Genomic DNA, 13095 nt, shown 5'->3' with positions numbered 1-13095 from the left:
AAGCCCGAGGGTGACTTCGGGTCGGTGCACGCGGGCAAGGTCGGTGCGGGCCACTTCTCCAAGATGGTTCACAACGGCATCGAGTACGCCATGATGCAGGCCTACGCCGAGGGCTGGGAGCTCCTGGAGGCCGTGGACTCGGTGACCGACGTCCGTGAGGTCTTCCGGTCCTGGCAGGAGGGCACGGTCATCCGTTCCTGGCTGCTGGACCTGGCCGTCAACGCCCTGGACGACGACGAGCACCTGGACAAGCTGCGCGGCTTCGCGCAGGACTCCGGTGAAGGCCGCTGGACCGTCGAGGCCGCCATCGACAACTCGGTGCCGCTGCCCGCGATCACCGCGTCGCTCTTCGCGCGCTTCGCCTCCCGCCAGGACGACTCGCCGCAGATGAAGATGATCGCCGCGCTGCGCAACCAGTTCGGCGGTCACGCCGTCGAGAAGAAGTAATCCGCGGCTGAAGTAATCCACAGCTGTAGACAACCGCTGTTCAGAACGTTGGGGGAGGTCGGCCCACGACCATGCACGTCACGCATCTGTCGCTGGCCGACTTCCGCTCGTACGCCCGGGCCGAGGTCGCACTCGACTCGGGCGTCACGGCGTTCGTGGGCCCGAACGGCCAGGGCAAGACCAACCTCGTCGAGGCCGTCGGCTACCTCGCCAATCTCGGCAGTCACCGCGTCTCCTCCGACGCGCCACTGGTGCGCATGGGCGCCGAGCGGGCCGTCATCCGGGCCCAGGTGCGCCAGGGCGAGCGTCAGCAGCTGGTCGAGCTGGAGCTGAACCCCGGCAAGGCCAACCGCGCCCGCATCAACAGGTCCTCGCAGGTCAGGCCCCGGGACGTGCTGGGGATCGTGCGGACCGTGCTGTTCGCTCCCGAGGACCTCGCGCTCATCAAGGGTGACCCGGGCGAGCGGCGCCGCTTCCTCGACGAGCTGATCACCGCCCGCTCCCCGCGCATGGCCGGCGTCCGCTCCGACTACGACCGCGTCCTCAAGCAGCGCAACACCCTCCTGAAGTCCGCGGCCCTCGCACGGCGGCACGGCGGGCGCTCCATGGACCTGTCCACGCTCGACGTGTGGGACCAGCACCTCGCGCGCGCGGGCGCGGAGCTGCTCGCCCAGCGGCTCGATCTGGTCGCGGCGCTGCAGCCGCTGGCCGACAAGGCGTACGAGCAACTGGCGCCCGGCGGCGGTCCGATCGTCCTGGAGTACAAGCCGTCCTCGCCCGAAATCGTCGGCCACGCGCGCGAGGAGCTCTACGAGCAGCTTCTCGCCGCACTGGAAAGCGCGCGCAAGCAGGAGATCGAGCGGGGTGTCACCCTCGTGGGACCGCACCGGGACGAGCTGCTGCTCAAGCTGGGACAGCTCCCGGCCAAGGGGTACGCGAGCCACGGTGAGTCCTGGTCGTACGCGCTGGCGCTGCGCCTGGCCTCGTACGACCTGCTGCGGGCCGAGGGGAACGAGCCGGTGCTCGTCCTCGACGACGTCTTCGCCGAGCTGGACGCGCGCCGCCGCGAGCGCCTCGCGGAGCTCGTGGCGCCCGGCGAGCAGGTCCTGGTCACGGCCGCGGTCGACGACGACGTACCGGACGTGCTGACCGGCACCCGGTACGCGGTCTCGGACGGGACGGTGGAGCGGCTGTGAGCGCCGAGAACCCCGACAAGAAGAACGCCGAACGGTCCGAGAAGCCGCAGACACCCGGTGAGCCCTCGGGCGTCGATCTCGCGCGCGTGGCCCTCAAGGCGGCGAAAGAGGCTGCACGCGCGCGTGGTGCGTCCGCGCAGCAGAAGAAGCAGGTACGGCGCGGCGGCGGACTGCGGTCCGGGGCGCGCGCCGACGGGCGCGACCCGATGGGGCTCGGCGCCGCCATCAACCGGTTGATCACCGAGCGGGGCTGGGAGGCGCCCGCCGCCGTCGGCGGGGTGATGGGCCGCTGGCCGCAGATCGTGGGTGAGGATCTCGCCAAACACTGCGTTCCGCAGAAGTACGACGAGGACGAGCGCGTCCTGGTGGTGCAGTGCGATTCGACGGCCTGGGCGACGCAGGTCCGGATGTTGGCTCCGCAGCTGGTCAGGCGCCTGAACGAGGACCTGGGGCACGGCACCGTGCACCGAATCGACATCAAGAATCCCGGCGGTGGTCCGCGCCGCTACGGCCCCCTGCGCGCTCCCGGAAGCACTGGTCACGACGCCACCTACGGGTGAGAGCGCGGTCACGGTAGCTGGTGGTTGACACCTCGAAGCGCTGAGTGCCGCTGTGAGCCTCTTGGAGCCCTGCTCCGCATAGGGGGAGTCGGCCGAGACCGGTTGAGGGCGGCACGTGGGGACTCAGGTACCGGCAAACCCCCATCACTGTCGGCGCTACCGGTACACTGGAGAGCAATCCCGCCCCACTTGTGGGACGCACTGAGCAACGCTGACTAGGGCTTACCGAACCAACACGCCGCAGCCGCTCCGGCCACCAACCGGGAGCTTGGCTTGTGCTGTGCCAGAAAGGGCGCTTCGTGGCCGATTCCGGCAACCCCAACGAGAACATCCCGTCCACCGACGCCGCAGGGCACGTGGGGGCCACAGAGGCCTCGTACGACGCCAGTGCGATCACCGTCCTCGAAGGGCTGGACGCGGTCCGCAAGCGACCTGGCATGTACATCGGCTCGACCGGTGAGCGTGGTCTGCACCACATGGTGCAGGAGGTTGTGGACAACTCCGTCGACGAGGCGCTGGCCGGCCACGCTGACACGATCGACGTCACGATCCTGCCCGACGGCGGCGTCCGCGTCATCGACAACGGCCGCGGCATCCCCGTCGGCATCATCCCCTCGGAGGGGAAGCCGGCCGTCGAGGTCGTGCTGACCGTCCTGCACGCGGGCGGCAAGTTCGGCGGTGGCGGCTACGCCGTCTCCGGCGGTCTGCACGGTGTCGGCGTCTCCGTCGTGAACGCGCTGTCGACGAAGGTCTCCGTCGAGATCAGGACCGACGGCCACCGCTGGACGCAGGACTACAAGGCGGGTGTTCCGACCGCGCCGCTCGCCCAGCACGAGGCCACCGATGAGACCGGCACGTCGGTCACCTTCTGGGCCGACGGCGACATCTTCGAGACCACCGAGTACTCCTTCGAGACGCTGTCGCGGCGCTTCCAGGAGATGGCCTTCCTCAACAAGGGCCTGACGATCAAGCTCACCGACGAGCGCGAGTCGGCCAAGGCCGTCGTCGGTGCGGACACCGCCGAGAGCACGGACGACAACGAGCCGCGCACGGTGACGTACCACTACGAGGGCGGCATCGTCGACTTCGTGAAGTACCTCAACTCCCGCAAGGGCGAGGTCGTCCACCCCACCGTGATCGACATCGAGGCCGAGGACAAGGAGAAGCTCCTTTCCGTCGAGGTCGCGATGCAGTGGAACACCAGCTACAGCGAGGGCGTCTACTCCTTCGCCAACACGATCCACACGCACGAGGGCGGCACTCACGAAGAGGGCTTCCGTGCCGCGATGACCGGCCTCATCAACCGGTACGCGCGCGACAAGAAGCTGCTCCGCGAGAAGGACGACAACCTCACGGGTGACGACATCCGCGAGGGTCTCACCGCGATCATCTCGGTGAAGCTCGGCGAGCCGCAGTTCGAGGGCCAGACCAAGACCAAGCTGGGCAACACGGAGGCGAAGACCTTCGTGCAGAAGGTCGTGTACGAGCACCTCAACGACTGGCTGGACCGGAACCCCAACGAGGCCACGGACATCATCCGCAAGGCCATCCAGGCGGCCACCGCGCGCGTGGCGGCCCGCAAGGCGCGCGACCTGACGCGCCGCAAGGGTCTGCTGGAGTCCGCGTCCCTGCCGGGCAAGCTCTCCGACTGCCAGTCGAACGATCCCACCAAGTGCGAGATCTTCATCGTCGAGGGTGACTCCGCCGGCGGCTCGGCCAAGTCCGGCCGTAACCCGCAGTACCAGGCGATCCTCCCGATCCGAGGCAAGATCCTCAACGTCGAGAAGGCGCGGATCGACAAGATCCTGCAGAACCAGGAGATCCAGGCGCTGATCTCCGCCTTCGGCACCGGAGTCCACGAGGACTTCGACATCGAGAAGCTCCGCTATCACAAGATCATCCTGATGGCGGACGCCGACGTCGACGGTCAGCACATCAACACGCTGCTGCTGACCTTCCTGTTCCGCTTCATGCGGCCGCTGGTCGAGGCCGGGCACGTCTACCTGTCGCGCCCGCCGCTGTACAAGATCAAGTGGGGTCGTGACGACTTCGAGTACGCGTACTCGGACCGCGAGCGCGACGCCCTGATCGAGCTGGGCCGCCAGAGCGGCAAGCGGATCCGCGACGACTCCGTCCAGCGATTCAAGGGTCTCGGTGAGATGAACGCCGAGGAGCTGCGCATCACGACCATGGACCAGGAGCACCGCGTCCTCGGCCTGGTCACGCTCGACGACGCCGCGCAGGCCGACGACCTCTTCTCCGTCCTCATGGGCGAGGACGTCGAGGCCCGCCGTTCGTTCATCCAGCGCAACGCCAAGGACGTCCGCTTCCTCGACATCTGAGTCGGTCTCAGCTGACCGCCGCAGAAAGGATCTTCACCAGCAATGGCCGACGAGAACACCCCGAGCACCCCTGTAGAGGGCGGCGACGTCACGATGCGGATCGAGCCCGTAGGGCTCGAGACGGAGATGCAGCGCTCGTACCTCGACTACGCGATGTCCGTCATCGTGTCCCGCGCGCTGCCGGACGTACGGGACGGTCTCAAGCCCGTCCACCGCCGCGTCCTGTACGCCATGTACGACGGCGGCTACCGGCCCGAGAAGGGCTTCTACAAGTGCGCCCGCGTCGTCGGTGACGTCATGGGTAACTACCACCCGCACGGCGACTCCTCGATCTACGACGCCCTGGTGCGCCTCGCCCAGCCGTGGTCGATGCGCATGCCGCTGGTCGACTCCAACGGAAACTTCGGCTCTCCGGGCAACGACCCGGCGGCCGCCATGCGCTATACCGAGTGCAAGATGGCGCCGCTGTCCATGGAGATGGTCCGGGACATCGACGAGGAGACCGTCGACTTCACGGACAACTACGACGGCCGCTCGCAGGAGCCGACCGTCCTGCCGGCCCGCTTCCCGAACCTGCTGATCAACGGCTCGGCCGGTATCGCGGTCGGCATGGCCACCAACATCCCGCCGCACAACCTGCGCGAGGTCGCGGCCGGCGCCCAGTGGTTCCTGGAGAACCCGGAGGCCTCGCACGAGGAGCTCCTGGACGCCCTCATCGAGCGCATCAAGGGCCCGGACTTCCCGACGGGCGCCCTCGTGGTGGGCCGCAAGGGCATCGAGGAGGCGTACCGCACCGGCCGTGGCTCCATCACGATGCGCGCGGTCGTCGCGGTCGAGGAGATCCAGAACCGCCAGTGCCTGGTGGTCACGGAGCTGCCCTACCAGGTGAACCCGGACAACCTGGCGCAGAAGATCGCCGACCTCGTGAAGGACGGCAGGGTCGGCGGCATCGCGGACGTCCGCGACGAGACGTCGTCCCGTACGGGCCAGCGTCTGGTCATCGTCCTGAAGCGCGACGCGGTCGCCAAGGTCGTCCTGAACAACCTGTACAAGCACACCGACCTGCAGACGAACTTCGGCGCCAACATGCTGGCGCTCGTCGACGGCGTGCCGCGCACCCTCTCCCTGGACGCGTTCATCCGCCACTGGGTGACGCACCAGATCGAGGTCATCGTCCGCCGGACCAAGTTCCGGCTGCGCAAGGCCGAGGAGCGGGCCCACATCCTGCGCGGCCTCCTGAAGGCCCTGGACGCCATCGACGAGGTCATCGCCCTCATCCGGCGCAGTGACACCGTGGACATCGCGCGAGAGGGCCTCATGGGCCTTCTGGCGATCGACGAGATCCAGGCCAACGCCATCCTCGAGATGCAGCTGCGCCGGCTCGCCGCCCTGGAGCGCCAGAAGATCGTCGCCGAGCACGACGAGCTCCAGGCGAAGATCAACGAGTACAACGAGATCCTGGCCTCGCCGCTCCGCCAGCGCGGCATCATCAGCGAGGAACTCGCCGCGATCGTCGAGAAGTTCGGCGACGACCGCCGCTCCAAGCTGGTGCCCTTCGAAGGCGACATGTCCGTCGAGGACCTCATCGCCGAAGAGGACATCGTCGTCACCATCTCGCGCGGTGGCTACGTCAAGCGCACCAAGACCGACGACTACCGCTCCCAGAAGCGCGGCGGCAAGGGCGTGCGCGGCACGAAGCTCAAGGAAGACGACATCGTCGACCACTTCTTCGTGTCCACGACGCACCATTGGCTGCTTTTCTTCACCAATAAGGGACGCGTCTACCGCGCGAAGGCCTACGAGCTCCCGGACGCCGGCCGCGACGCGCGCGGGCAGCACGTGGCGAATCTGCTGGCCTTCCAGCCGGACGAGGCGATCGCCGAGATCCTCGCGATCCGCGACTACGACGCCGCGCCCTACCTGGTGCTCGCCACCAAGGCGGGCCTGGTGAAGAAGACGCCTCTGAAGGACTACGACTCGCCGCGTTCCGGTGGCGTCATCGCCATCAATCTCCGCGAGACGGCGGACGGTTCGGACGACGAGCTGATCGGCGCCGAACTGGTCTCCGCCGAGGACGACCTGCTGCTCATCAGTAAGAAGGCGCAGTCCATCCGGTTCACCGCGACGGACGACGCACTGCGTCCGATGGGCCGTGCCACGTCCGGTGTGAAGGGCATGAGTTTCCGCGAGAGCGACGAACTGCTCTCGATGAATGTCGTCAGGCCCGGTACGTTCGTGTTCACCGCCACCGACGGTGGGTACGCGAAGCGGACCAACGTCGACGAGTACCGCGTCCAGGGTCGCGGTGGCCTCGGCATCAAGGCCGCCAAGATCGTGGAGGACCGTGGATCGCTCGTCGGCGCCCTGGTGGTCGAGGAGACCGACGAGATCCTCGCCATCACGCTGTCCGGCGGTGTGATTCGTACGCGAGTCAACGAGGTCAGGGAGACGGGCCGTGACACCATGGGCGTCCAACTGATCAACCTGGGCAAGCGCGATGCCGTCGTCGGTATCGCACGTAACGCCGAGGCCGGTCGCGAGGCCGAGGAAGTCGACGGTGACGCCGCGCAGGACGCGGACGGCGCCGTGACCGACGAATCGGCCGCGGACGAGACGGCTGTCGGAACGGACGAGGGCGGGCAGTCCTCGGCCGAGTAGCGCGAGGAGAGAGTCATCGTGAGCGGAGCCACGGGCGCAGGCTCTACCGGGACATCCACCGGTAAGGACACAGAGAGCGGCCGTGGCTCCGCTCACGACGTCAAGGACTCGACGGACTCGCACGAGTCTCATGGATCCCAGGGGGGAACTGTGACGGACACCCGAGGTCCGCAGACCCAGCAGCAGTACCAGTCCGGCGGTGGCGGGGCGTTGCCCGGGGAGCGGCAGCAGCCTCACCAGGCGGCGCAGCCGTACCACCCGCCGCAGGCGTACCAGAACGCGCCGGCCGGAGCGGTCCGCAGGCCGCGTACCGGGGCGCGCACCACCCCGCGCACCCGCAAGGCCCGCCTGCGGGTGGCGAAGGCCGACCCGTGGTCGGTGATGAAGGTCAGCTTCCTGCTCTCCATCGCGCTCGGCATCTGCACGATCATCGCGGCGGCCGTGCTGTGGATGGTCATGGACGCCATGGGCGTCTTCTCCACGGTCGGCGGCACGATCTCCGAGGCCACGGGCTCGAACGAGTCCAACGGCTTCGACCTTCAGTCGTTCCTGTCGCTCCCGCGCGTGCTGATGTTCACGACGGTCATCGCGGTCATCGACGTCGTCCTCGCGACGGCTCTCGCGACGCTCGGCGCGTTCATCTACAACCTCTCCGCGGGCTTCGTCGGCGGCATCGAGCTCACGCTCGCCGAGGACGAGTGAGCGCCGCGCGCGCCTGAAAAGGTTCGAGAGACCCGCTGGTGGGCGGGCCAGGACTATCGATTTTGGGACTGGCCCTCCAGTGCGCTAATCTTCAGGAGTCAGCGCGCGGGACACACACCGCAGAGCGCGGCGGGGCTATAGCTCAGTTGGTTAGAGCGCATCCCTGATAAGGATGAGGCCACAGGTTCAAATCCTGTTAGCCCCACATCACGAAGACCCCCAGTCGGTATCGGCTGGGGGTTTTTGACATCTACGGCTGACATCTACAGCTGACATCAACGGTGGTCGCGGAACCAGCTCCCAGAGCCCAAGCGTCGTGCTCGGTACACGTGAGGCTCGGGGAGGGCCGGTGGAAGGCGAACCGCCGTGGTGGACCATGCTCGTGATGTCAGCGGGGGGCGACGGTGATTCTCGGGGCGACCCTTTTGGCTGTGGTCGCCATGGTCGCTCTCGGAGCGGGCTGGATCCGGAGGAGGCTCCGACGCTAGTCCTCCCGCGCCAGGCGCGCTTCTCGCTCGTGCCGCAGGATCGCCTGGGCGACCTTGGAGTACCGCCGTCCTGGTGTCGGTACGTTCCCTGTTTCCGGGCATGCGGAAAGGGCCCTCTCAGCCGGAAGTGATGGCTGGGGCCTCGGTGCCGCTGTTGTCTTCTTCTGTTGTGCGGGACCACCTGGGGTGGGCCGGTGACTCTCACGGCTCCCGCTGCTCTCATGGCGGCAGGCGTGCAGATGCCGTGGTGGAGATACCGCCGTCTGCTGTCTTGCGACGTCTGGCGTTTGTCTTGCGACGTCTGGCGTTGCGCTGCGCGTGTTCTGTCGAGCTGGTTACTGCTGTGCTGTGCGTCTACTGCCGTGCTGTGTCAGGTACTGCGGTGCTGCTGGAGGTGCTGTTGTTCGTGGCGCCGTACGGGCTACGGCTTCGCCGTGAGGAGTGCTTCGTTCGCCAGGTCCGCGTCGCCTGCGTCCTGCTCGGCGTCGGTGTCGGCCGGCGGGCGGTGGCGGCAGCTGGGGGAGGAACCGTGGGCCTCGGCGCGGATGCGCTGCTTCATCGTCGGTGGCAGGGACCTCTTGAAGACCCAGAAGGGGTTGACCGACGCGGTGGCGGGGGCGCTGGCGGCCGTGACCTTGTGCGCCTCCTCCGTCTGCTGGACGGGAGTGGCCGCGGTGGCCGGGGCGACGAGGCCGAGCGCCGAGAAGAGCGCGATGAAGGCTGAGATGACGATGGTCCACACCGTCATGACCTTGTTCTTGGTCATGATCCCTCACTTTCAGGTTGGGCGATTTGCGTACTTTCCTCATGATGTGTACGCAGGGCCCGGAGTGCGGGACCGACGCTCGTGGCGCGTCGATCTTCAGATGAACACCACTCGGATGGGCGCAAGTGGGGGCAAGGAGCCCGAGGCAGCCCTAAAAGCGGCCAATTTCACAGTCGGGAGATGAGAGGAGTGCCGGATCGGTGGATGCCGTTCCTCCGGTTCTACTGCTGTTCAGCGGGCGGGAGTTGAGGCCGATCCAGGTCACCGATCGGTATCGGTCGGTGTGTATAGTCGGGCGCCAGAAGTCCCCTACGTCAAGGAAAGACGAGGTCGCGCGGTGAAGAAGCTTCTCCTGGTCGCACTGGCCGCCATCGGCGGGCTCCTCGTGTACCGCCAGATCCAGGCGGATCGCGCCGAGCAGGATCTGTGGACGGAGGCGACTGACTCCGTGCCCACGGGTTCGTGAGTATCGACAACAGTCACTTCGCGGAGCCCCGGTCGCAGTAGCGGCCGGGGCTCCGTGCTGTGCGGGTGCGCGGATTCGTGTCCTGTGCGTGTCCTGTGCTCGGCTCCGGGAGAGGGAGTCCCCGCGGATACGGGAGCTCCTTGCGTGAGCAAATGGCCGGCGCGATTCCGGCGCACGGCGGACAGCGCGCCGCCCGGGACGGCAGGATGGCGGTCCATGAGGGGACTCATGAGACGGCTGTTGGCGGGGCGGCGCGGCCGGGCAGGGGCGGCGATCGCCGTCGGGGTGGCGTTGTGCGGCTCTGTGGCGCTGCCGGGAGCCGCCGCGGCGGCCGGGACCGGGGCCGACGATCCGTACGTCTTCGCCGAGGGCGCGCACGACGTACGGGGGGCGCCGCGGCGCAGCACCGACGCGCCGCGCCTCAAGACCGGCGAGATGTACCGGAGTTCGCTCGGGGCGGGGGCGAGCGGGACCGCCTACTTCCGCGTCGCTCTGGACGGTGCCGCCAACGCGTACGCATCGGTGGTCGCCGTGCCCCCGCTCGGCTCCGGGGTGAAGGCGGCGTCCTCGGACGGTGTCACCGTGACGCTGCAGGACCAGGGCGGGGACCAGTGCGACAGCGGGAACGCGACGTTCCGGTCCGGGGCGTACCCGCGGCCGATCGCCGCGGTCGCCGAGCGGCTCGTGCGGCCGGGCGGAGCGCGGTGCCAGCAGGCCGGGACGTACTACGTGGTCGTGGAACGGAAGACGGGCGCCGGGTCCACCGGCGGCACGTGGGGGCTCGAGCTGAAGGTGGCCACCGAGCCCGGCCTGGTCACCCCCGCGCCCACCCAGGGGCCGCAGTCCTGGTCGTCGGCGTCCGTGCAGCCGCCTTCCGGAGCGGGGACGCGGCGCAGCGGAGGCACCGGGTTCAATGACGCGCGGGCGTTGCCGTCCGGGGTCTGGAAGGACCGGGTCGGCCCTGGTCAGAGCCACTTCTATCGGGTCCCCGTGGACTGGGGGCAGCAGCTGTCCGTCGATGCCGAGCTCGCCGGATCGGAGCAGGGCGCATCGAGCGGGGGAACCGTGCCGGGCGCGCTCGACATGGAGCTGTACAACCCGGCGAGGGCCCCGGTCACGGCCGAGGACGTCCTGTACACGGGCGACCCGGCCTCGACGACGTTCGATCCGCTGCCGCCCGTGGCCTACGAGAACCGCTACGTGTCCCGCGACGGTCAAGCCGCGATGCGGCTCGCCGGCTGGTACTACCTCAAGGTCACCGTCAGTCCGACGATGGCCCGGAAGTTCCGGGACGAGGCGTCGGACGTGACGCTGCGGGTGACCGTGGCGGGGGACGCGGCGCAGGCGCCCGACTATGTGCGCGACGCGGGGGAGTTCCAGGTGACCAGTGAGGACCTGGCGGCCGCGGAGAAGGGCGAGGGCGGGGCCGTGTGGAAGGACACGGACGCCAAGGGGAGCGCCTCCGCCGGGGGATCTGCCGGTGGTGGGGCGGAGGGTGAGTCGCCCGGCGCCGGTTCGGGTTCCGGGTCCGGTTCTTCGTCCGGTTCGGCCTCGGCTTCGGCCGGTTCCTCCGCCGCTTCCTCTTCTACGTCGTCGGGGAGCGCGGCGATGACGTTGCTGGGCGTGACGGGGATCGGGACGGGGACCGCGTTGCTGCTGTGGCTCGGGGTGTGGCGGGTGGTCGCGGTGCGGCGGGTGCGGGTGCGGGTTCAGGTGCGGGCGCGGGGCTGAGCACCGGCCGTTTTGGGCGGCGGCCACCCGTTCGTCAGGCCTGAGTCAGGGCCCAGATCCCCACGGCGAAGCAGAGCACGGCGAGCAACAGCACCGGGATCGTCACCTTCGGGGGCGGTCCCGGTCGGCGTTGTGGAACCTCGCGGCCTTGAGCGGTGTACAGAGAGTGACGGTCGTGATCGTGCGCGATCACGGTGGTCGCCGCGGACGCCGGGTGAGAGGTGAGGACATGAGGGGCCACGACGACGGGCACGGAGGGCTTCACCCGCGGGGTGGGCGTGGGCGCGTGGGGTTCGGGGGCCGGCTCGGGCCTGGGGGCGGGCAGTGGATCCTGCGCGGGCGCCGTAGTCGGGGTCGGGGTCGGGGTCGGAGTCGGGGCCTGGGCGCCGGTGGGGGCCGATGGTGGCTGGGCCCTGGGCGGTTCGGGCAGGGGCGCGGCAGGAAGGACCGACGGCATCGGAGGTGGCACCGAGGGAGGGGGCGGGAGCTGCTTCTCGGGAGCGGCCGGCGGGGGGAGGTGGAAGCTTCCCGTCTCCGACATGGAAGGGAGGGGAGGTTCAGGGGCCGACTGCGGTGGACCCTCGACGCCGGACTCGGGCTCGGTCGTGGGCGCGGGTATGGGCGCGGGTATGGGCGGGGGCGTGGGTGGGACGGAGGGGGGCGGCGGTGGTGGTGTGAACGGTTGCGCGAGGGCCTGCGAGGGCTGGGACACGGGCCGCTCCGGCATGATCGCGGGTGGCGACGGTGTGGTGGCGTGCAGGGGGCGGGCCCTGCGGCCCCGGGTGGCCGGTCCCTCGGGGCTGAAGCCCGGGGGGAGCGGGCCGAGTTGGTCGAAGACCTCGATCAGCTCGTCGTCGGGCCCGGGTTCCGGCAGGAGTTCGGTGGCGGCGAGCAGTGCCTTACGGGCTCCGGTCGCGGTGCGGAAGCGGGCCTCGGGGTCCGGCTGCAGCAGACCCGCGAGGACGCCCCACAGCGGTCCGGGGATGCCTTGCGGGGGTCCAGGGGTGCCGTGCTCGGCGAAGTGCTCGATCAGGGCTTTGCTGTCCGGCTTGGCACCTTCGAGGAGGTAGAGCGCGACCAGGCCCGCCGCGAACAGGTCGGCGGGGAAGTCCGGTTCGGCGCCCAGCGCCTGCTCGGGGGCGATGTAACCGGGCGTTCCCACCACGTAGTTGGCCTCCGTCAGACGCGGCTCGCCCTTGCGCATCGCGATGCCGAAGTCGGACAGGCGCAGGTGCGGCAGGCCGGTGCCGGTGGCCTCGAGGAGGATGTTGGCGGGCTTGATGTCGCGGTGCACCACACCTTCCGCGTGCACCGCGGCGAGGCCGGCCAGGAGCTGGTCGAGCAGGAGACACACGAACTGCGGGGGCAGCGGACCGTAGTCACCGATGAGGTGGGCCAGCGAGCCACCCCCGACCAGATCCATGGTGAACAGGACCTTGTCGTCGTCCGCGGCCCAGCTCGCAGGGGCGAGCACATGCGGATGGTCGATGCGCAGGGCCTGCTCGCGCACGAAGCGCAGCAGTGTGTGGGCGTCGCTCTGCTGCAGGACCTTGGCCGCCACATAGCGGCGGCGCCGGTGGTCCCATGCGCGCCAGACCGCTCCCACTCCCCCGCGGCCGATGGGGTCGGCCAGTTCGTACCGGCCGGCGAAGACCTCACCCATGGTCGTGCTTCGCTCCCCTCCCGGGCCCGCGCTGCGCAGGGCTCACTCGGACGTCGCGCAAGGGCTCCCGGTCCGG

9 protein-coding genes, 1 tRNA gene and 1 pseudogene are annotated in these 13095 nt (G+C 69.2%); 9 read left to right on the top strand and 2 right to left on the bottom strand.

Translation table 11 applies throughout. From position 1 onward, the window contains the following. The 7 genes and pseudogenes from B072_RS0108255 to B072_RS0108225 form a co-directional block, all read left to right on the top strand. A pseudogene (locus B072_RS0108255) lies at positions 1 to 447 on the top strand (6-phosphogluconate dehydrogenase); the annotation flags it as partial. A gap of 71 nt (positions 448 to 518) precedes the next feature. Next, positions 519 to 1643 (top strand): DNA replication/repair protein RecF, encoded by a 1125-nt coding sequence (recF, locus tag B072_RS0108250; RefSeq protein ID WP_018529470.1) that lies wholly within the window; start codon positions 519 to 521, stop codon positions 1641 to 1643. After that, positions 1640 to 2203: a DciA family protein gene (locus B072_RS0108245; protein ID WP_018529469.1), complete on the top strand. Its 564-nt coding sequence runs from the start codon at positions 1640 to 1642 to the stop codon at positions 2201 to 2203. The genes recF and B072_RS0108245 overlap by 4 nt, the downstream gene beginning before the upstream one ends. Before the next feature lie 275 nt (positions 2204 to 2478). Next, positions 2479 to 4545, top strand: coding sequence for a DNA topoisomerase (ATP-hydrolyzing) subunit B (gyrB, locus tag B072_RS0108240; RefSeq protein WP_018529468.1), 2067 nt, complete (start codon positions 2479 to 2481; stop codon positions 4543 to 4545). 42 nt (positions 4546 to 4587) lie between these two features. Then, positions 4588 to 7203, top strand: coding sequence for a DNA gyrase subunit A (gyrA, locus tag B072_RS0108235; protein ID WP_018529467.1), 2616 nt, complete (start codon positions 4588 to 4590; stop codon positions 7201 to 7203). A gap of 18 nt (positions 7204 to 7221) precedes the next feature. Beyond that, the gene (locus B072_RS0108230; RefSeq protein WP_078506343.1) at positions 7222 to 7905 is read left to right on the top strand and encodes a DUF3566 domain-containing protein; all 684 of its coding nucleotides are present in this window, start codon (positions 7222 to 7224) and stop codon (positions 7903 to 7905) included. 131 nt (positions 7906 to 8036) lie between these two features. Next, a tRNA-Ile gene (locus B072_RS0108225) sits at positions 8037 to 8110 on the top strand. A gap of 704 nt (positions 8111 to 8814) precedes the next feature. On the opposite strand, the gene B072_RS0108220 is transcribed toward B072_RS0108225, so the two are convergent. Continuing rightward, a complete protein-coding gene (locus B072_RS0108220) occupies positions 8815 to 9159 on the bottom strand; it encodes a DUF6344 domain-containing protein (protein ID WP_018529465.1) in 345 nt (114 codons plus the stop codon). A 337-nt stretch (positions 9160 to 9496) separates the two neighbouring features. Between B072_RS0108220 and B072_RS46345 the strand changes: the two genes are divergently transcribed. Both B072_RS46345 and B072_RS0108210 read left to right on the top strand, forming a co-directional pair. Next, positions 9497 to 9625: a DLW-39 family protein gene (locus B072_RS46345; protein ID WP_003999697.1), complete on the top strand. Its 129-nt coding sequence runs from the start codon at positions 9497 to 9499 to the stop codon at positions 9623 to 9625. Positions 9626 to 9853: 228 nt separating this feature from the next. Beyond that, positions 9854 to 11356, top strand: a complete 1503-nt coding sequence (locus B072_RS0108210; RefSeq protein ID WP_043243501.1) for a hypothetical protein — start codon at positions 9854 to 9856, stop codon at positions 11354 to 11356. A 34-nt stretch (positions 11357 to 11390) separates the two neighbouring features. Here B072_RS0108210 and B072_RS0108205 read toward each other — a convergent pair whose 3' ends face one another. Next, entirely contained in the window at positions 11391 to 13019 is a 1629-nt protein-coding gene (locus tag B072_RS0108205) for a serine/threonine-protein kinase (RefSeq protein ID WP_018529463.1), read from the bottom strand. Between the last annotated feature and the right edge of the window lie 76 nt (positions 13020 to 13095).

It is taken from the genome of Streptomyces sp. HmicA12, from assembly GCF_000373565.1.
Taxonomy (GTDB): Bacteria; Actinomycetota; Actinomycetes; order Streptomycetales; family Streptomycetaceae; genus Streptomyces.
This window is presented reverse-complemented; position numbering and strand designations above follow the sequence as displayed.